The organism is Brenneria sp. L3-3C-1 (assembly GCF_016456245.1).
Taxonomy (GTDB): domain Bacteria; phylum Pseudomonadota; class Gammaproteobacteria; order Enterobacterales; family Enterobacteriaceae; genus Brenneria.
Map to the genome: position 1 here is coordinate 194046 of NZ_JAEMHF010000005.1, position 19901 is coordinate 213946.

The 19901-nt window shown below is 56.0% G+C and carries 16 protein-coding genes; 11 read left to right on the forward strand and 5 right to left on the reverse strand.

The window, feature by feature from the left end; genetic code table 11:
* The first annotated feature begins 8 nt into the window (after positions 1-8).
* The 6 genes from JG725_RS12590 to nadS all read left to right on the forward strand — a co-directional run bounded on the left by JG725_RS12590 (position 9) and on the right by nadS (position 6641).
* A complete protein-coding gene (locus JG725_RS12590) occupies positions 9-1709 on the forward strand; it encodes a TolC family protein (RefSeq protein ID WP_370541733.1) in 1701 nt (566 codons plus the stop codon).
* Positions 1709-2455 carry an efflux RND transporter periplasmic adaptor subunit gene (locus JG725_RS12595; protein ID WP_199378258.1) on the forward strand — a complete coding sequence of 249 codons (747 nt, stop codon included), beginning with the start codon at positions 1709-1711 and terminating at the stop codon, positions 2453-2455. Before JG725_RS12590 ends, JG725_RS12595 begins: the two co-directional genes overlap by 1 nt.
* Positions 2452-3810 (forward strand): efflux RND transporter periplasmic adaptor subunit, encoded by a 1359-nt coding sequence (locus tag JG725_RS12600; RefSeq protein ID WP_199378260.1) that lies wholly within the window; start codon positions 2452-2454, stop codon positions 3808-3810. Before JG725_RS12595 ends, JG725_RS12600 begins: the two co-directional genes overlap by 4 nt.
* A gap of 16 nt (positions 3811-3826) precedes the next feature.
* The gene (locus JG725_RS12605; RefSeq protein WP_199378262.1) at positions 3827-5950 is read left to right on the forward strand and encodes an HlyD family efflux transporter periplasmic adaptor subunit; all 2124 of its coding nucleotides are present in this window, start codon (positions 3827-3829) and stop codon (positions 5948-5950) included.
* Between the two features lie 82 nt (positions 5951-6032).
* Positions 6033-6344, forward strand: coding sequence for a type II toxin-antitoxin system RelE/ParE family toxin (locus JG725_RS12610; RefSeq protein WP_199378265.1), 312 nt, complete (start codon positions 6033-6035; stop codon positions 6342-6344).
* Positions 6345-6641, forward strand: a complete 297-nt coding sequence (gene nadS, locus JG725_RS12615) for a NadS family protein (RefSeq protein ID WP_199378267.1) — start codon at positions 6345-6347, stop codon at positions 6639-6641.
* Positions 6642-6789: 148 nt separating this feature from the next.
* Here nadS and actP read toward each other — a convergent pair whose 3' ends face one another.
* From actP to acs, 3 genes are all read right to left on the reverse strand, one after another.
* A complete protein-coding gene (actP, locus tag JG725_RS12620) occupies positions 6790-8448 on the reverse strand; it encodes a cation/acetate symporter ActP (RefSeq protein WP_199378269.1) in 1659 nt (552 codons plus the stop codon).
* Positions 8445-8756, reverse strand: coding sequence for a DUF485 domain-containing protein (locus JG725_RS12625; protein ID WP_172290062.1), 312 nt, complete (start codon positions 8754-8756; stop codon positions 8445-8447). Before JG725_RS12625 ends, actP begins: the two co-directional genes overlap by 4 nt.
* A 95-nt stretch (positions 8757-8851) precedes the next feature.
* Positions 8852-10813, reverse strand: coding sequence for an acetate--CoA ligase (gene acs / locus JG725_RS12630; protein ID WP_199378271.1), 1962 nt, complete (start codon positions 10811-10813; stop codon positions 8852-8854).
* 704 nt (positions 10814-11517) lie between these two features.
* Between acs and JG725_RS12635 the strand changes: the two genes are divergently transcribed.
* From JG725_RS12635 to JG725_RS12655, 5 genes are all read left to right on the forward strand, one after another.
* Positions 11518-11910 (forward strand): transcriptional regulator, encoded by a 393-nt coding sequence (locus JG725_RS12635; protein WP_172290060.1) that lies wholly within the window; start codon positions 11518-11520, stop codon positions 11908-11910.
* Between the two features lie 730 nt (positions 11911-12640).
* Positions 12641-15013: a TonB-dependent siderophore receptor gene (locus tag JG725_RS12640; RefSeq protein ID WP_199378273.1), complete on the forward strand. Its 2373-nt coding sequence runs from the start codon at positions 12641-12643 to the stop codon at positions 15011-15013.
* A gap of 118 nt (positions 15014-15131) precedes the next feature.
* Positions 15132-15656: a sigma-70 family RNA polymerase sigma factor gene (locus JG725_RS12645; RefSeq protein ID WP_199378275.1), complete on the forward strand. Its 525-nt coding sequence runs from the start codon at positions 15132-15134 to the stop codon at positions 15654-15656.
* A complete protein-coding gene (locus tag JG725_RS12650) occupies positions 15632-16588 on the forward strand; it encodes a DUF4880 domain-containing protein (RefSeq protein ID WP_233356416.1) in 957 nt (318 codons plus the stop codon). Before JG725_RS12645 ends, JG725_RS12650 begins: the two co-directional genes overlap by 25 nt.
* Before the next feature lie 95 nt (positions 16589-16683).
* Positions 16684-17694, forward strand: a complete 1011-nt coding sequence (locus tag JG725_RS12655; RefSeq protein WP_172290057.1) for an AI-2E family transporter — start codon at positions 16684-16686, stop codon at positions 17692-17694.
* A 72-nt stretch (positions 17695-17766) separates the two neighbouring features.
* Here the strand turns inward: JG725_RS12655 and JG725_RS12660 are convergent, their stop codons facing one another.
* Together JG725_RS12660 and JG725_RS12665 are read right to left on the reverse strand one after the other, a co-directional pair.
* Positions 17767-18894 carry a L,D-transpeptidase family protein gene (locus tag JG725_RS12660; protein ID WP_199378277.1) on the reverse strand — a complete coding sequence of 376 codons (1128 nt, stop codon included), beginning with the start codon at positions 18892-18894 and terminating at the stop codon, positions 17767-17769.
* A gap of 181 nt (positions 18895-19075) precedes the next feature.
* Positions 19076-19870, reverse strand: a complete 795-nt coding sequence (locus JG725_RS12665) for a deaminated glutathione amidase (protein ID WP_199378280.1) — start codon at positions 19868-19870, stop codon at positions 19076-19078.
* Between the last annotated feature and the right edge of the window lie 31 nt (positions 19871-19901).

The window sequence follows — 19901 nt, forward strand, 5'->3', positions numbered from 1 at the left end:
GAACCCTAGTGAATCAGCACATAGCAAAACTCCGGGATAGCAAGCAACAGTCTGCCGGTTCCCGGGCGCTGAAAGTAGCGGTAACGCTGGCCTGTCTGGGGCTGGCCGGCTGTGCGGTCAAGCCTGAACCGGTGACCACGGAGCAACAGGTGGCGCAGGCGCTAAGCGATCGGACGCAGATGTTCGCCAATCAGGAGCCGGTGCGCGGCACCATTACGCTGGACGAGGCGATTGCCCGGGCGCTGAAATACAACCTGCAACAGCGGGTGGCGCTGATGGAACAGGCGATGGAAGATAACCTGATCGGCGTTTCCAGTCTGGACATGTTGCCTAAGCTGGCGGCGCGGGCGGGGCTGCAAACCCGCAATAACGTGGCCGGATCCAGCAGCGAATCGGTGACCACCGGCGAGCAGTCGTTGGAAGCCTCCACCAGTCAGGATAAAACGACGCGCACGGCGGATTTGTCGTTGAGCTGGAACGTGCTGGATTTCGGCATCAGCTACTTCAACGCCAAGATGCAGGCGAACAAATCGCTGGCGGCCGAAGAGCGCCGCCGCCGCGTGGTGGCGGATATTACCCGTCAGGTGCGTACCGCCTATTGGGAAGCGGCCACCGCCCAGCGCTTGCAGCCGGAAGTGACGGCCGCGCTGGTCGACGCGCGTCAGGCGCTGGAATATGCCCGTCAGACCGAGCAACAACGTTTGCTGGCGCCGGTAGACGCGCTGCGTTTCCAGAAAAATATGCTGGAAATGGTGCGCCAGCTTGAAATCGTCGACAGCGATCTGGTGATGGCCAAGTCCCGTCTGGCTGCGCTGATGAACCTGCCGCCGGCCAGCAAATTTGATCTGGCGGCGCCCGTCGAAAGCAGTCTGGCGGCGCCGAAAATGGCCTATACCCTCGACGATCTGGAAAACTTCTCGATGGTGAAACGGCCTGAAGTGCGCGAAGAGAGCTATCTGGCGCGCAATGCGGTATTGGAAACCCGTAAATCGCTGCTGCGGCTGCTGCCCGGCGTCTCGCTGTTCGCCGGCATCAATGGCGACAGCAACAGCTATCTGGTGAACCACCAGTGGGCCAGCGCCGGGTTACAGGTCAGCGGCAACCTACTGAATGTGCTGGCATGGTCGCCGGTAAAGCGCGCCGGCGAGGCCAACGAAGAACTGGCGGAAGCGAGGCGTCAGGCATTGCGCATGGCGGTGCTGACGCAGGTGAACGTCGCCTGGCAGGAGTATCAGCAAAGCACGCGCATGTTTAACCGTTATCAGGAACTGGCGCGTATTCAACGCGGCATTCTCAATCAGACCGAGTTAAGCGTGCATAATCAGGCGGCGACGCAGATGGAGCAGGTGCGCGTCAGCACGGAAACCATCCTCACCACCCGCGCCCGCGACCGCAGCTTTGCCGATGTGCAGAATGCGCTGGGCGCGGTGTATCAGGCCGCCGGGCTGGACGTGCTGCCCGATCATGTCGGCGATACCAGTCTGGCGGCGTTAAGCAATACCATCGCCCGCACTACCAGCAATATTGAGACCGGGAGCGTGCCGGTGCCGCGTCTTTCACTGGCTGCGCCGGGCGCGGCGGCGACAACCGTAACGCCGGTGGTCGCTCAGCCGGTCGCCGTCGCGGCGACGCCGGCCAAACCCTACCGTACGGTAAACACCGACATGTGGGACAACCTGCAATCCTTACAAGCCGGAGGCGCCCATTGATGAAAGCGCGGCAGTTTCTGTTGGCGGGGGCGCTGCTGACGCCGCTGTGGGGGCAGGCGGCCGATAACAGCGATATTCGCGTGCAGCTCAGCGCGGTGCGTTACACCACCCTTTCCAGTGAAATTTCGGCCAAAGTCACCGATATCGCGGTGAAAGAGGGCGAGCATTTTAAGCAGGGCGATACGCTGTTGAGCTTTGACTGTACGGTGCTGAAAGAAAAGCTGAATTATTCCGCCGCGGCAGAACATGCCGCCCGTAAAAAACTGGCTATCGCCAACCGGCTGGACAAGCTGAACTCGATCAGCCTGTCCGAGGTCGATCAGGCCCGTTCGGCGGTGGCGATGGCGCAGGCGGAAAGCGGCGTCAACCGCGCCATGCTGCAACGCTGCGCCATTAAAGCGCCGTTCTCCGGCCGGGTGACGGAAAGCAAAGTGAAGCGCTGGGAGTCGGTGCCGGAAGGCAAGGAACTGCTGGCGATTTACGATGACAGCGCCTTTGAGCTGGAAATGATCGTGCCGTCGCGCTGGCTGGCGTGGCTAAAGCAGGGGAATCCCTTTCAGGTGACGCTGGATGAAACCGGGCTGAGTTATCCGGCGGAAATCAGCCGCATCTCTTCGGCGGTGGAGCCGGTCAGCCAGTCGGTCAAGGTGTTTGGGCGTATTACCCAGTCCACCGCCGGGCTGCTGCCGGGCATGAGCGGCGTCGCGCTGATTGCCCCGCCCGCGCCGGACGGCGCTGCGCCATGACCATCAATCATCCCGCCGGGCAGACAGCAAACGAGGCGGATAACCGTCTGGCGCTGCTGGCCGAGCTGTTGCAGTTGCAAAGCCGCGCCAGAGCGCGGGAAACGCAGGATGAGCTGGCGTTCTTCATGGTGAATGAAACGCACAATCTGGTGAAGTACCGCCAGGCGTTGCTGTGGGACTGCGAAAAGCAGCGCCTGCGTACGGCGTCCGGGCTGGCAACCCTCGATCCCAATGCGCCGTTTTGCAGCGAATTCAGCAACTTGTGTCGCCAGTGGCAACAGCAAGGGCGGCAGACGCAATCCCTGCGCTGGCTGGATCTGCCGGCCAACGATCGGTTGCTGTGGCAGGAACATCTGCCGGAATTTTTGTTGTGGCTGCCGCTGCGGCGTCCGCAGGGGGAACAGCCGCTGGTGCTGATTCTGGCGCGCGACCGCCCATGGCAACCCGCCGAGCTGGTGCTGCTGGAAAAGCTGGCCGACGCCTATTCCCACGCCTGGCTGGGGTTAGGCAGACATCGGCGCGCTACAGCAGACGTCCGTCCCAACCGCCGCCGCCTGATGCTGGCGGGGGCGATCGCGTTGTTGCTGATTATGCTGATCCCGGTGCGCCAGTCGGTGCTGGCGCCCGCGGAGATCGTCGCGCATCGTCCGGTGATGGTGCGGGCGCCGGTGGCCGGGGTGGTGGACGACATTCTGGTGCGCCCCAATCAGCAGATCGCGGCCAATCAACCGCTGGTGCGTCTGGACGCCCGCGAACTGGAAAACCGGCTGGAATCGGCGCGGCAGGCGTTTGCCAGCGCCGATGCGCAATTCCGTCAGGCGCAGCAGCAGGCGCTGTTCGATGCCAATAGCAAGGCCAGTCTGGCGGTGCTGCAAAGCCGCCGGGGACAGGCGCAAAGCGAGATGGATTTTCTGCAACGGCAACTGGCGCGTATGCAACTGGTTTCCCCGCGTGACGGCGTGGCGATTTTTGATGATGCCAGCGACTGGATCGGCCGTTCGGTGGCGATTGGCGAACGTATCATGATGATTGCCGATCCGCACGATGTCGAACTGGAGATCCAACTGCCCGCCGCCGACGCCATCGCGCTGGAGAAAGGGGCTGATGTGCGCCTATTCCTCAACGTGGCGCCAAATTCGGCGCAGTCGGCGCAGTTGGAACACATCGGCTACCGTTCTGCTCCCACGCCGGACAACATTATGGCTTATCGGCTGCGGGCCAGGTTCACCCAGGATGATCCGCTGTTGCGCGTGGGGTTGAAAGGCACGGCGAAAGTGTATGGTCATCGCACCGTGCTGTTCGTCTACCTGTTGCGTAAGCCATTGGCGACGCTGCGCGTGTGGCTGGGCGTATGATGATGCCGTTTCCGCCATGAACAACCGTCCGGTTCCTGCGCTTAGCCCGCTGCGGGATGAACTGATCCTGCATGCCGGGCCTGCCAACCGTGACGGATCGCCCAGTTGGACGCTGGAAGATCCGTTGCGCGGGCTGTTTTTCCGCATCGGCTGGGCGGAAATGGCGATGCTGTCGCGCTGGTCGCTGGGGGATGCGGCGAAAATTGCGGCGGCGATCAACCAGACGCTGCCGCTGACCGTCGATGACAGCGACGTACAGGATTTCAGCCGTTTTTTGCAGGCCAATAGCCTGACGCGGGCAACGGGCGATGAGGCGCTGGCGCAGTTTGGGCGGCAATTGGCGAAAACGCGGGTGTCGGTGTGGCGTAAGTTGCTGAAGAACTATCTGTTTTTCCGTATTCCGCTGTGTCATCCGGATCGCTTTCTCAGCCGTACCCTGGCGTGGGTGGAACCCTTTTTCAGCCGTTTATTTTTAACTCTGACGCTGATGGCCGCGGTGTTGGGGCTGTTTCTGGCCGGGCGGCAATGGGAAACCTTCAAGCACACCTTTATGCACTTTTTTACTCTGGAAGGGGCCGCGCTGGCAGGCATCACGCTGTGCTGCACCAAAGTGCTGCATGAACTGGGGCATGCCTATACCTGTAAGCGCTTTGGGGCGCGGGTCGCCACCATGGGCGTCGCCTTTCTGGTGCTGATGCCGGTGCTGTATACCGATACCTCCGGCTCATGGAAGCTGACCCGTCGCCGGCAGCGTATGGCGATCGGCGGCGCCGGGATGCTGACCGAACTGGCGCTGGCGGCCTGGGCGACGCTGGCCTGGAGCTTTCTGCCGGACGGTATGCTGCGCAGCGCGGCCTTTATGCTGGCGACCACCACCTGGATTATGACGCTGGCGATTAACCTCAGCCCGTTTATGCGCTTTGACGGCTATTTTCTGCTGTCGGATTGGCTCCAGATCCCGAATCTGCAAAACCGGGGGTTTGCCATCGGCCGCTGGCAGATGCGTGAATGGCTGTTCGGATTGGGCGATGCCCCGCCGGAGCCCTTTCCCCGCTGGCTACGGCGCACGCTGGTCGGCTATGCCTTCTGCGTGTGGATATACCGGCTTTTTCTGTTTACCGGCATCGCCATTCTGGTTTATCACATGGCGTTCAAGCTGCTGGGTATGCTGCTTTTCGCGGTGGAGATCGGTTATTTCGTCATCATGCCGGTGGTGAATGAACTGCATGAGTGGAGCAAACGCCGCAAGGATTATCGTATGAATCGCAATATGATCGTGACGCTGACATCAGGCTGCGTATTACTGCTGCTGCTGGCGATCCCGTGGCAGAACACGGTGTATGCGCCGGCGCTGTTGCGCGCTGAACAACAGAGCAGTTTATATATGCCGTTGCCGGCGATGATCGACGGCATAGCCGTTCAGGTCGGGCAGCCCGTTCAGGCCGGACAGACGTTATTCACGCTGGCGGCCGATACGTTAGTGCATGAGCGGCAACAATTGGAGCGCCAAATCGCCACCCTGAGCTGGCAAGGGGCATTTCAGGTATTCAATAAAGAGACGGTGGGCGAACATCAGCGGGTGAATCAGGAACGCCAGGCCGCGTTGCAAAAGCTGGCGGTATTAACGCGGCAGTCGGCGCAGCTGACGGTACGCGCCCCGATAAGCGGCGTGGTGGCGGACATGGCCATGCCGCTGGCGACCGGGGAGTGGCTGGCGCAGGGCGAATGGCTGGCGGTGATTACCAAACCCACCGGCGGGCTGGTGGAGGCGTTCGTCTCGGAAAAGGATTGGCAGCGGCTGAAAACCGGCGGGCAAGGGCGTTTTTACCCGCGGGATGCCAGCCGCCCGTCGTTGCCGGTGACCATTGTGGATATCGACCATACCGCCACCCGTGATTTAAGCGCCGTACCGGAACTGGCTTCTACATACGGCGGCGATATCGCCACCTTAAGCGATGCGCAGCGCAAACTGCATCCCGAGCAGGTGGTTTACCGGGTAGTGCTAAGTCTGCCGGCCGACAGCGACAGTCAACCACAGATGCTGCGCGGCACGGTGGCAATGGACGGCGAAGCGCAAAGCCTGCTGGTGCGCGGCTGGAAAGTGGTATCGGCGGTATTGATACGGGAATTGTCGTTTTAGTCATCATTCTAACTATACGCCATTGACGTATATAAGATGGCGCATTATATTCGCTTTAAATCTACGCCACTGACTGATACTCATGCTATTTATTGAAACGGATATTTTCACCGAAGACGTCAAGGAGCTTCTGAGCGACGACGAGTATCGCGAATTTCAGGTGTTTCTAGCCGATAATCCCGATTTTGGCGATGTCATACAGAATACGGGCGGGCTGCGTAAAATACGCTGGTCGTGCAGAGGTAAAGGAAAGCGCGGCGGTGTAAGAGTGATTTATTTTTATAAAGTCTCCGCTTCTCACATTCGACTCTTGCTTATCTACAAGAAGGGCGTACAGGATGACCTTAGCGAAGATGAGAAACAACAACTTAGAGCACTTAACGAGGGTTGGTAGATGGATAAAAAACTTTTCGAACGTCTCACCCAAAGTATGGGCCAAGTAAATGAGATTATTGACGGTAAGCGTAAACCAGCGGCGCAGACTATTGTGACCTCGGTTCAGGTAAAGGCTATTCGCCACACAACGGGACTTTCTCAAACCAAGTTTGCCAAACTGATAGATGTTAACGTTGCAACGCTTCAGAACTGGGAGCAGGGACGTAGAGATCCTACCGGGCCGGCAAAAGCTTTGCTGCGTGCTATTGAGCGGGATCCTGAACACGTTATATCGGCCCTGGCCTCGGGTCATTAACCCTGTTATGACCCGGCCAGACAGATTGCGGGACAACATCTTACTAGCGGTTGTGCTCTGGCATTCGCCCAACGGGGCGGCGTCACTAAGTGACGAGCACCGTAAAAATATTGCCCGCGTCCGGCACGGGCAAGTTATTTGTCCACGCTTAATGCGAACCGCTGCGCGAAGCGCCGACGCCGGTTTGTGAACGCACAAACTGTGAATGGAAACGGGCGCGCTCTTGCTGACCTGCGGCGGAGCGATCGGTGATGGAGAATAGCCAGATGCCGATAAAGGCCACCAGCATGGAGAACAACGCCGGATATTCATACGGATAAATCGGCGTCGCGTGGCCGAGAATTTTCACCCATACCGTCGGCCCCAGAATCATCAGAATCACCGCCGTCAGCAATCCGGCCCAGCCGCCGATCATCGCCCCGCGGGTGGTGAGTTTCGACCAGTACATCGAGATGATGATGATCGGGAAGTTGCAGCTAGCGGCGATGGAGAAAGCCAGACCGACCATAAAGGCGATGTTCTGATTTTCAAACAGAATCCCCAGCGCGATGGCGACGATGCCCAGCACCAAAACGGTTATTTTCGAGACTTTCAATTCGTTACGTTCGGTGGCTTTGCCTTTTTTGATGACGTGGGAATACAGATCGTGGGAAACCGCCGATGCGCCCGCCAGCGTCAGCCCGGCGACCACCGCCAGAATGGTGGCGAAGGCGACGGCGGAGATAAATCCCAGGAAGAAATTACCGCCTACCGCATCGGCCAGATGAACGGCGGCCATGTTGTTGCCGCCAATCAGCGCCCCGGTCGCATCCTTAAAGTCAGGATTGGCGCTGACCAGCAGGATTGCGCCAAAGCCGATGATAAAGGTCAGGAAGTAAAAATAGCCCATAAAGCCGGTGGCGTAGAACACGCTTTTCCGCGCTTCTTTGGCGTCGCTGACGGTGAAAAAACGCATCAGGATATGCGGCAGGCCCGCGGTGCCGAACATCAGTCCCAGCCCCAGCGACAGCGCGGAGATCGGATCGGAAACCAGCCCGCCGGGGCTCATGATGTCAACGCCTTTCGGGTGAACGGCCATGGCCTGCCTGAACAGGCTGTCAAAGCTGAAGTTGACGGATTTCATCACCATGACCGCCATGAACGTCGCGCCGAACAACAGCAGCACTGCCTTGATGATCTGTACCCAGGTGGTCGCCAGCATCCCGCCAAACATCACGTACATCACCATCAGGATCCCGACCAGAATGACCGCGACATGATAGTTAAGGCCGAACAGCAGTTCGATCAGTTTGCCCGCGCCGACCATCTGGGCGATCAGGTACAGCGCCACCACCACCAGCGAGCCACAGGCCGACAGACTGCGGATCGGGCGCTGTTGCAGACGATACGACGCCACATCGGCAAAGGTGTAACGCCCGAGGTTGCGCAGGCGTTCGGCGATTAAAAACAGGATGATCGGCCAGCCGACCAGAAAGCCGAGCGAGTAAATCAGCCCGTCATAGCCAGAGGTATAGACCAGCGCGGAGATCCCCAGAAAGGAGGCCGCCGACATATAGTCGCCGGCAATCGCCAGTCCGTTCTGAAATCCGGTGATATTGCCGCCCGCGGTATAGTAATCGCTGCGCGAGCGTGTCCGTTTGGACGCCCAATAGGTGATATACAACGTGGCGCAGACAAACAGCAGGAACATCACAATGGCCTGGATATTCAGCGGTTGACGCTGAACCTCACCGGTCAGGGCTTTGGCGGCCAATACCGCCGGAGATAAAGCGAGCAGCCCGAGCAGCATCATGAAACGCGTTTTCATTGCTTTACCTCGTTCAGTAACTGTTTGGTCAGGCGATCAAATTCACCGTTGGCACGGTAGACATAAATACCGGTGAGAATAAAAGAGGTGACGATCAACCCAACCCCAATCGGGATCCCGCGTGTAATGCTCGATCCGGAAGCGATTGGGGTTCCCAGCCAGCCGGGGGCAAAGGCGATCAACAGAATAAAGCCGACGTAAAGCACCAGCATGATCAGAGAAAGGATCGTCGCGAAGCGCTGCCGTTTATTCACCAGTTCTCTAAACAGGGGGTTACTTTCAATCCGTTGATAAATGTCATCATTCATCGTAAGTCTCCAGTAAACGATTGATCGATCGCAGCCACACGCCATCGAACCGCTATCTGGCCCGGTGGTGTGTGAAGGAACAAGGGATTACACGATCATGGGGAGGATGTGCTCATGGCCTGCTTTTCTTCCAACAGCTTTTCGACGACGCCGGGATCGGCCAGCGTGGAGGTATCTCCCAGATTGCTGGTGTCGCCCGCGGCAATTTTGCGCAGAATGCGGCGCATGATTTTGCCGGATCGCGTTTTCGGCAAAGAGTCCGTCCAGTGGAGAATGTCAGGTGTGGCGATCGGCCCGATCTCTTTGCGAACCCAGTTGCGCACCTCGGTATACAATTCGCTGGACGGTTCTTCACCGTGGTTAAGCGTGATGTAGGCATAAATCGCCTGGCCTTTCATATTGTGCGGGATACCCACCACCGCCGCTTCGGCGATTTTCGGGTGAGCGACCAGCGCCGACTCGATTTCCGCCGTCCCCAGACGGTGGCCGGAAACGTTCAGCACATCATCGACGCGGCCGGTGATCCAGTAGTAGCCATCTTCGTCACGGCGGGCGCCGTCACCGCTGAAGTACATCCCTTTAAAGGTGGAGAAATAGGTTTGTTCAAACCGATGGTGATCGCCGAACAGGGTTCGCGCCTGACCGGGCCAGGAATCGGTAATCACCAGATTGCCTTCGCAGGCGCCTTCCTGCGGGTTGCCCAGATTATCCACCAGCGCCGGTTGAACGCCGAAGAAAGGATAGGTGGCCGACCCGGCTTTCGCTTCAATCGCGCCGGGCAGCGGGGTGATCATGAAGCCGCCGGTTTCCGTCTGCCACCAGGTATCGACGATCGGACACTTGCCGTTGCCGATCTTGTTGAAATACCACTCCCAGGCTTCCGGGTTGATCGGTTCGCCGACGGAACCCATGATTTTCAGCGATTCCCGCGACGTGCCTTCGATGGCTTTGTCGCCTTCCGCCATCAGCGCCCGGATCGCCGTGGGGGCGGTATAGAGAATATTGACCCGATGCTTATCGACAACCTGTGCCATACGCCGCGCGTCCGGCCAGTTGGGAACGCCTTCGAACATCAGCGTGATGGCGCCGCAGGCCAGCGGGCCGTACAGCAGATAGCTGTGGCCGGTGATCCAGCCGACATCCGCCGTACACCAGTAAATATCCCCCGGATGATAGTCAAAGACATATTTGAACGTCAGCGTCGCGTAGACCAGATAACCGCCGGTGGTGTGTAATACGCCTTTGGGTTTTCCGGTGGAGCCGGAGGTATAAAGGATAAACAGCGGATCTTCGGCATTCATCTCTTCCGGCGGGCAATGTTCGTCAGCCTGCGCGATCAGATCGTGCCACCAGAGGTCGCGTCCGTTTTGCCATTCGCCCTGTTTTCCGGTGCGACGGAATACGATCGTGTTGGTGATGGTCTTGACGCCCGGATTTTTCAGCGCTTCATCAATGTTTTTCTTAAGTGGGATGACGCGTCCGGCGCGGATGCCTTCATCGGCGGTAATCACCAGCCTGGCGTTGGAATCGATGATTCGCCCGGCGATAGCCTCCGGGGAAAAACCGCCGAAGATAACGGAATGAATAGCGCCGATGCGGGCGCAGGCCAGCATGGCGACGGCCGCCTCCGGCACCATCGGCATGTAGATGGCAACCACATCGCCTTTTTTAATCCCCAGAGATTTCATGGCGTTGGCAAAGCGGCAAACCGATTGATATAACTCGCGGTAGGTGACCTTTTTGCTTTCTTTGGCGTCGTCCCCTTCCCAGATTATCGCCGTTTGATCGCCGCGCTCTGCAAGATGGCGGTCAAGACAGTTGGCCGCGACATTCAACGTGCCGTCTTCAAACCAGCGAATACGAATATGACCGGGGTCAAAGGACGTATTTTTCACTTGCTGATAGGGTTTGATCCAGTCGACGATTTTCCCCTGCTCACGCCAGAAAGACTCAGGGTCGTCAATGGATTGCCGGTACAACCGGGTATATTGATCGGCATTTATCAGGGCTGTTTCCGCAATGGCGGCAGGTATGGCATGTTTATGATGTTGAGTCATGTGCGCTTCTCCTTAAACATGTTAAGGATATGTCAATCAATGGTTAATTGTAGTTAACTGGCAATATTTGTTTCTTTTTTGAGCGATGGATCACGCAATGCAGGAAAGTAATCAGCGGATGGCCTAAAGTTATTGCCTAAGCCCTTAGGAAATAAGCAAGTTACGGCATGAAAACAGCATTTCTTCAAGTGATATATGTCACGCTATAAAAAATTATGAGAATTATTCCCTGCTTCGCGACGGGTATAACGATCAATCTATTGTTTTCAATAGATTGCGTCTATTGTTATTCCCAGTTTGATCGTCCTTTACGATCAAAAAGCATAAAGATCTCTCTTATTCCGCCGATAGTGACAACATCATTGAGGTATATTTTTCCCGCTATCGCTATTTAGATTTATCTGATTCAACCGGCTGGTTGGTATGGATAATCTACAATGCAAGACGATACGTTAATAGAAACGCCGCTCTATTGACGAAGAACAGCAGCGAACGGTTTGTCAGTCAGGCCGGAAGCTAATTTTTATTTTTGTTTTTTATTTAGCAACATCCGGTTTCCAAAACTAAACAACTTAGATAACTACATTATGCCGGTGCCCTATGTGATCCGGTGGGTTGAATGCTTATCGCCGGGGTGTCTGAGCGAGAACTTGCCTGGTAGCGACCTGCGATACCTTTTTATACAGCATGAAGCAGAGGAAATAATGAGTCTGATATTTGGCCGGAATGAGATCATTGGCATGCTAAGTCAACCTGTTCAGAATGAACGGCGTGCTGCCGCAGTGATTGACGAGACATGTAAAGTTGTCTGCGCCAACTCTGCTTTTAACGCCCATTTTGGACTGCGCGCCGAAATGAACGCGTCGGTTTCCATCGATGACGTACTGCCGATTAACGTGAAGTTCGCGTATCAGGATTTTATCACCAATTCCAATGTGTTAAGTACCCGCGTGGTCTCAGACCTGCTGTCGGACGGCTTTACAAAAAAACAGCTGAGTACGTTATCTTTCTCTAAATTGAATGTCGAAAACCGTGTGCTTTCTTTATTAATCCTCAACCAGGATTCAGCGGAATCGCCAACTAATCTGGATTCTTAAACACACGGTATTGGCGAGCATAAATAGCAGAGTTTTATGACGTTTTGATTAACAAAGATGAGCAACGTCAGCGAATGTAACGCCAGGCGCAAGGCCGATATCAATAGCAACCGGTTGCATTGATCTGCGAGTTATTTGCATAAGGCCTGTCGGGTTTAAAATTCATTACCTACTCTTATTGATCTGTCTGATAGCGTTTCAGAAAGCGAAGCGTTCGGGCATTCGGTTTTGGTATCATTCTCCGAATTAGAGAAGAGAAAACATGAATTACTCTAAATGACTTAACCATCATAAAAATAATGGCAATGGTGGTTTTTATCGCTTGCCGAATTATTTGCCAGGTTGTCTTTTCTTGTGTGGTTTATACTTTCTTCGATGAGTCTACTAAGCAATATTGTTTATACATAAAATGCTATTTTATTGTTCCAGACAGCCGACAACCTTTCCCGTGCTGATACGTCGCGGGCGACCCATGTTGGCAACCCCGTCACTCTCTTCACTTTTGTTATCGCCGTAAAAGCAATAATCCATTTTAGATCATTAACATATTGGTTTTTTAACCCCGGAAATGATCGTTGTCATTAATCTCAGTATCTTCGATTTTTGTATTTATGATCTCATCCACTATTCTACTAACTAACATTTTTTGATTTTGCGGTTCCCCTTTTGCGCTCCTCAGTTGGCATACCTTCTGAAAACGATAATTTTTTTAATCTAAAGGGGATGAATAATGGCAAGATTGCGTACCCATCTGTTGGCCCGCGCCATACGCGCCGGGATGCTGGGGGCCGGTTTCGTTATGACACTGCCGGCGGTGGTGGCGTACGCCGCGCCGGCGGCGGCTGTTCAGCAGTATCATGTACCGTCGGGGCCGCTTAATCAGGTTTTAAATCAGTTCGCACAACAGTCCGGCGTGCTGCTCTCTTATGATCCGGCGCTGGTTGCGGGGAAAAACAGCGCCGGCTTGCAAGGTCGTTACAGCGTCGAGCAGGGGTTTCAACAGTTGCTCGGCGGCAATGGCCTGACGGCCCGCTACAGCGCTGACGGCAGCGTAACGCTGGCGCCGCAAACCGCGAATGCGCCGGCGGCGGCTTCAGGATCGACAGCGGCTAACAACGATCGGATTGTGGTTACCGCGCCGCCCAACACGGCATTAAAGCTGGACGTTCCCCTTTCAGAAACGCCGCGGGCGGTTTCGGTGGTGACTGAACAACAGATTCAGGAGCGCGGCGCGCAGAAGATCGATCAGGCGCTGCGGTATAGCACCGGTATTCTGGCGACGCCTTACGGGCCGGATAACAAAGCTGAATGGGTAACGATTCGCGGCTTCAGCGATCAGTCCCGCTTTCAAAACGGGCTGGCTACGCTGAATGAAGACGGTTTTTACGGCCAGCAGATCGAACCGTTCGGCGTGGAGCGTATCGAGGTGCTGAAAGGCCCGGCCTCGGTGTTGTACGGGCAGAATCCGCCGGGCGGTTTGGTGAACGTGATCACCAAGCGACCGACACGTCTTCCCCAGGGGCAGATCGAACTGGAATACGGTTCCGACGACTATCGTCATTTAGCGATTGATAGCTCCGGGCCGTTGAACGACGACGGTTCAGTATTGTATCGCGTGGTCGCGCTGGCGCGAGACACCTCGGGCGAGGTTGATTTTGCCGAGAGCAAGCGTTTCTATCTGGCGCCCAGCGTGACATTGCTGGGAGAAGATACCGAGTTAACGATCCTGGCCAGTTATATGGATACCCAGTCGGGTATGACCAATGGGTTCAAACTGCCATACGGCACCCTGCATAACACGCCGTTTGGCAAGGTTGGTTATAAAACCTCGCTCGGTGAGCCGGGTATTAACCACCACAATACCCGCCAGTTTAACCTCGGGTATGAGTTTACCCACCATCTAAACGATACCTGGACGTTTCATCAAAATCTGAATTACGCCTACCTGAACATGGATCTACGGGGCGCCTATGTCCTGGGTATGGTCAGCGATCGCGAGGCTTACCGTGGGCTGACCTATCGTGATGGTTTTGCGCAAAACTGGTCGACGGATAACCGTATGGTGGGCGAGTGGCAGTTTAGCGACGTTGAGAATACCTTGCTGCTGGGGGTGGATTATCGTCGGGCCAATACGCAAAGCCGCGACGCCAACTTGTATTCTTTCGGCGATCCGATTGATATCTTTAACCCGGTTTACGGCAACTATACTTCGCCGACCGATAGCGAGCTTTTCGATCACCGTTCGGGACGTCACCAGACGGGTTACTATATTCAGAATCAGATTAAATATAATGAGCGCCTGATCTTCCTGTTGGGGGGCCGCTACGATGTGGCGAAATCCCGCGATCGCAATCTCACGTCCGGCGCTGACACCCGTACCGATGACACCAAATTTACCAAAACCGCCGGCTTGATGTATCTGTTCGATAACGGCCTGTCGCCCTATATCAGCTACTCGGAATCTTTCCTGCCGGTTTCAGGGCGTGACGGCTATGAGCGCCCCTATGTTCCTGAAGAAGGGCAGCAGACTGAAGTCGGGGTAAAATATACGCCGGAAGGATTTAATGGCTACGCCTCGGCGGCGTTGTTTAATCTGGAACAGAAAAACGTTAAGACCACCGATCCCGCCAACCCCAATATCACCGTTCAGGCCGGGGAAGCGCGCTCCCGGGGCGTGGAACTGGAGTTCAGCGGCGAGGTGTATTCGGGGCTGACGTTAACGGCGAACTACACCTATAACCAAGTTGAGACCACCAAATCCGGCACGGTCGGCGAAGTGGGCAAGCGCCTGCCAGGATTACCGGAGCATGTGGTTTCCGGCTGGGTGAGCTATGCGTTTAACGGGCCGCTGGAAGGCCTGACGGTCGGCAGCGGCGTGCGGTATGTGGGAAGTTCTTACGGCGATATCGTCAATAGCGCGGAGATGAAAGTACCGGCTTATACCCTGTGGGACGCGATGATCGCCTATGACTTCAGTAAAGACTGGCGGTTGCAGGTTAATGCGACCAATCTGGCCAATCATGAATATGTCAGCGCCTGTAATTTCTGGTGCTATTACGGCGAGGGCCGTAACGTAAGCGCCAATATCAGCTACCGCTGGTAAGGCGTCTCTTCCCAGGGAAGGGAAAAGGCCTGCCGGTCGCGAGCGCGGCGAAAATTCATTGACTTTATCGATAGTGATAATGAAAATCATTTCATCGCTATGACATCGAGTTACGCCCGTGAATAGTCCCGCGCTCGCTTATTCAAATCAGACTGAGTCTTTTGTGGTTCAGCAGATTTATCACGACCATCACTCCTGGTTACAGGCCTGGCTGCGTCGGCGTTTGGGATGTTCGCAGCAGGCGGCCGATTTGGCGCAGGATACGTTTTTACGGCTTATCAGCCAGCATCAGGCGATGCGAATCCGCGAGCCTCGCGCCTGGCTGACCACCGTGGCGCACGGTTTGGTGGTGAATCACTGGCGGCGCAAGGATATTGAAAACGCCTACCTGCAAGTGCTGGCGGAGCAGGAGAGGTGCGACACGCCTTCGCCCGAGCAGCAAGCGATAGTGGTTGATGCGCTAATCGAGATTGATAGCATGCTGGCGACGCTGCCCGCCAAGGCGCGTCAGGCGTTTCTCTGGGTTCATCTTGACGGCCTGACCTACAAGCAGGTCGCCGAACGATTGGCGGTCTCCGAGCGGATGGTAAAAAAATATATGGCGCAGGCGATGCTGAATTGTCTGCTCTGTCAGGACTCATGATCTCCGCGGTTAAATCCGATATTCCAAAAGAGGTGCTGTATGCCGCCGCAGAGTGGTATGCCACGCTGTACGATGAAGCGTGCAGCGAACGCGATCGGCAGGAATGGCAACAGTGGCTGATGCGTGACGATACGCACCGTCTGGCCTGGCAACAGGTCGAACAGATCCATGCCCGTTTCCATGCGGTAGACGGCCAACTGGCGTCTTCGGTGCTGCGCCAGCGCGGGCAGGAACGGCGGCGGATGCTCAAACTGCTGATCATCGTCGCTCTGACCGGGGGGCTAGGCGCCGGATTGCCGTGGGAAAGCTATGCTGCCGACTATCGGACGGGCACCGGCGAAACCCGCGAGCTGAAGATTGCCGATGGCATGAGCGTCTGGCTAAATACCGATTCCGCCCTGAATCAACAAACCGGCGGCGCCCAGCCGCTGACGTTTCAGTTGGTCAAAGGGGAACTGATGATGGAAAACCGCACCGCTCAGCCGATCGGGCTGATGACTCCCCACGGACGGGTTGATGCGCCATTACCCTGTCAGATTGTTTTACGCTATACCCCGGCGCAGAGTTTCCTTTCCGTATTCGATGGCGAAGCCATGCTGCATACCGCGGCGTCGGCGCAGCAGGTCGCCGCTGGGCAACAGATTGTGTTTAACCAGGACGGCGGCAGCCCTCCCACGCCCGTCGAGCGCTTTCGGGAAAGCTGGCGCACCGGTGTGCTGGTGGCGGATAATATGCGTCTGGATCAGCTTATCGATGAGTTTTCCCGTTATCATAATGGCTATTTCCACGTGGATAAGCAGGTGGCGGGGTTGCGTATTTCCGGCGTGTTTCCGCTGCGCGAAACGGATCGCTTACTTGCCGCATTGGCCCGAACGTTGCCCGTTCAGGCGACAAAACGCTTTTCCTGGTGGATTGACATCAGCCAACGTTAAAACCCGCTGGCGTTTCCGCGCTAAAACGCCAAGAATAACTGCTTAAAACGTCGATTTGGCATTTAGCATTAGTTTTACGCATACGGGGCGTCATCATGCAGTTATTGAATCTGAAACAAGCCCGGTTTTTGAGCTTTTTCTTTATTATGGGGGGCCTGTTACTGTTGCTGCCCTTGCGTCTGTTAGCCTGTTTTATCGCCGGTTTTCTGGTTTATGAAATCGTTAATCTGCTGACACCCTATTTTCAAAAAGTGATTAGCGGTAAGCGCGCCCGCTGGATGGTGGTGGCGATCATCAGCACGCTGGTGGTCAGCCTGTTGAGCCTGCTGTTCGGCAGTCTGGTCGGCTTGCTGATGCAGGAAATGAAAGATACCACGGCGTTTAACACGCGCATCGCCTATATTCTCAACGATATCCAGCAGCAGTTGATGCTGTATCTGCCGGGATATTTGCCGGTTAGCGTCGAAGAGTTGCAGCATGAGTTTCTGCAATGGGTGCAGCAGCATATCGCTATCCTGCAAAACATGGGGAAAAGCTTTCTGCACGGTTTTGTCACCATGCTGATTGGTATGGTGCTGGGCGCCATTATCTCTTTATATAATGTGGAAAGTGATGAAGAAAAACCGCTGCTGAAGGCTGAATTGCTGCGTCGGGTATCGCTGTTGTCGGCCTCATTCCGCAATATTGTTTTTGCCCAGGTAAAAATTTCCGCCGTCAATACCGTACTGTCCGCGATTTTTATTCTCGGGGCGTTTCCCTGTTTCGGCATTCATTTGCCGTTCTCTAAAACCCTGGTGGTTTTGACGTTCGTCTTCGGCTTATTGCCGGTTATCGGTAATTTAATTTCCAATTCGATTGTGTTTATTTCCGCGCTGTCTATTTCCTTGCCGATCGCGCTGGTGGCGCTGATTTATCTGATGCTGATTCATAAGTTCGAATATTTTCTCAACGCGCAGATTGTCGGCACCCGAATTAAAGCCCATGCCTGGGAAATTCTGCTGGCGATGCTGGTGTTTGAAGCGGCGTTTGGTTTATCCGGCGTGATCGCCGCGCCGATTTATTATGCTTATCTGAAAAGCGAACTGAAAGAAGCGGCGCTGATTTGACGACCGGCGGCGAAAGCGCCATGCGGGAAGCGTGAAAAATGGCGTCCGTGCCATTTTTCACGAGATGAGCAATCAGGAGTGATCGGCGTCGGACGCTGGCGCGGCGGCATCCGTTTGCGGCGCGGTATTGTCCTGTGCGGGCGTTTGGGCGGCGTCGTTTGGCGCGGATTCTTGCGCCGCATTATCCTGCGGCGGCGCGACGGCGGGATCTGCCGCATCCGGCGCAATCGGCGCCGCGACGGATTCAACCGGCACCGTAGGCGCCGCTTCTTCAATCAGACCGTTGATCTTGACCGGCATGCCGGAGCGTTCCTGAAGTGCCTTGTCAAGTTGGTGCTGGTTGACGCCGGCATCGGCGACCACTTTGCCGACTTTGGCGCTGATGGTCAGCGGCGTCGGGGCTTCGGAGTTAAATTCTTCCACGGTGCGCGACAGCGGGTGATGAACTTCCACATAACGCGAACCATCCGGTTCCACCGTTGCCTTGATCGGTTCGTTGATAAATTGCACGCGCGTGCCGACCGGGACGTGATCGAACAGGTATTTTATGTCATCCGCCCGTAAACGCACGCAGCCGTGGCTGACGCGCAGACCGATGCCAAAATTGGCGTTGGTGCCGTGAATGGCGTACAGCCGGCCGATATACAGAGCGTAAAGCCCCATCGGGTTATCCGGGCCGGCGGGGAAAACTTTCTGTAATGTTTCACCGCGCGCGGCATATTCCGCATGCATGGCGGCCGTCGGCGTCCAGGTCGGGCCGGCTTTTTTACGCTGTACCGACGTCGTCCAGTCAATCGGCGTATCCTTGCCCAACTCACCGATGCCGATCGGCAGCACCACGACGGTTTTGGTGCCTTTCGGGTAGTAATACAGGCGCATTTCCGCACTGTTGATCACGATACCTTCGCGCGGCGCGTCCGGAAGAATCAATTGATGAGGAACAATCATGGTGCTGCCCGGCATCGGCAGGTAGGCATCAATTCCCGGGTTCGCCTCCATCATGTTGCTCAGCCCCATTTGATATTGGGCGGCAAAATGCTCTAGCGGCAACGTACTGTCCGTGGGGATAGTAACTTCCAGATTATCTCCCACCAGTCGGCTGTTGGCCGCGGGCAGAGGGTAGACAACGGCAAAAGCGGCCTGGCTGAATGCCGCGGCTGCCATAACTAAGGTAAGGATCGCGCGAATACTCATTTTCATGTCTTTGTTGAGTGGTAAATGCCATACCAGAAAAGCGGGATCTGGTTTGTTCTGGGTCGATATGACCGGATGCGCATTATATGTGCACAACCGCCTCGGAGGGAAACAACATGTGTAACGAATCACACTTTTTTATCTTGAATTGTTCTTGCGGTTATTATTCAGCGCCAGTCGGCGCTGGTTATTCATTCGGCAGGCGCGGTATGTCGAAACGGCGGTTCGCCAGCGCAGGCAATACCTCCCGTGCGTAACCCAGGCGGGCAGGATCGATATCCGCGTAGAGCAGCGCCGGTACTTCAGGAGCCTGAACGACGACGACGCCCAAGGGATCAACCACCATGCTGTTGCCGATATTCTTGACGCCGCATTCGCCGACCGCCACCACATAAGCGGTGTTTTCCAATGCGCGCGCGCGAACCAGCAATTCCCAGTGCGACTCTTTTAACGGCCCTTTGATCCAGGCGGCCGGCAGAACCAGGACGTCGGCGCCGTCCAGCGCCAGGCGTCGGGCCAATTCGGGGAAACGAATGTCGTAACAGGTCATCAGACCGATTTTCAACCCCGCGACGGCGACCAGCGGCGGCACTTCATCGCCGGGAACGACGTTTTCCGATTCCCGCATTGAAAAGGCATCGTACAGATGCAGTTTCCGATACTGGGCGATGATCTCGCCGTTACGAATGGCGATGAGCACATTCCACACTTTTTCCGCACCGTTCGGCACATGAATGCTCATTATGACGGTCATGTCGCTGCCTTTGCTGGCCGTCAGCACCTGGGTGATGAACGGGCCGTCCAGCGGTTGAGCGGCGGTCAACACCAGCTTGGGATTGGTGATGTCGCGCGCCAGAACGCCTTCAGGCAATACCAGCAGATCGGCCCCCGCACGCTGTGCGTCCGACATCAGCGCGGATATCGTCGTGACATTATTTTGCCAGTCGCGGTCAACCGCGAATTGCCCGAGTGCGACCTTCATATCCGTTTCCTTTTTCCAGACCATCGATAAA

Bases quoted from the DNA above. Each gene is read 5' to 3' on its own strand.
- JG725_RS12595 (WP_199378258.1), top strand. From the start codon at position 1,709: ATGAAAGCGCGGCAGTTTCTGTTGGCGGGGGCGCTGCTGACGCCGCTG.
- JG725_RS12600 (WP_199378260.1), top strand. From the start codon at position 2,452: ATGACCATCAATCATCCCGCCGGGCAGACAGCAAACGAGGCGGATAAC.
- JG725_RS12605 (WP_199378262.1), top strand. From the start codon at position 3,827: ATGAACAACCGTCCGGTTCCTGCGCTTAGCCCGCTGCGGGATGAACTG.
- JG725_RS12610 (WP_199378265.1), top strand. From the start codon at position 6,033: ATGCTATTTATTGAAACGGATATTTTCACCGAAGACGTCAAGGAGCTT.
- nadS (WP_199378267.1), top strand. From the start codon at position 6,345: ATGGATAAAAAACTTTTCGAACGTCTCACCCAAAGTATGGGCCAAGTA.
- actP (WP_199378269.1), bottom strand. From the start codon at position 8,448: ATGAAAACGCGTTTCATGATGCTGCTCGGGCTGCTCGCTTTATCTCCG.
- JG725_RS12625 (WP_172290062.1), bottom strand. From the start codon at position 8,756: ATGAATGATGACATTTATCAACGGATTGAAAGTAACCCCCTGTTTAGA.
- acs (WP_199378271.1), bottom strand. From the start codon at position 10,813: ATGACTCAACATCATAAACATGCCATACCTGCCGCCATTGCGGAAACA.
- JG725_RS12635 (WP_172290060.1), top strand. From the start codon at position 11,518: ATGAGTCTGATATTTGGCCGGAATGAGATCATTGGCATGCTAAGTCAA.
- JG725_RS12640 (WP_199378273.1), top strand. From the start codon at position 12,641: ATGGCAAGATTGCGTACCCATCTGTTGGCCCGCGCCATACGCGCCGGG.
- JG725_RS12655 (WP_172290057.1), top strand. From the start codon at position 16,684: ATGCAGTTATTGAATCTGAAACAAGCCCGGTTTTTGAGCTTTTTCTTT.
- JG725_RS12660 (WP_199378277.1), bottom strand. From the start codon at position 18,894: ATGAAAATGAGTATTCGCGCGATCCTTACCTTAGTTATGGCAGCCGCG.
- JG725_RS12665 (WP_199378280.1), bottom strand. From the start codon at position 19,870: ATGAAGGTCGCACTCGGGCAATTCGCGGTTGACCGCGACTGGCAAAAT.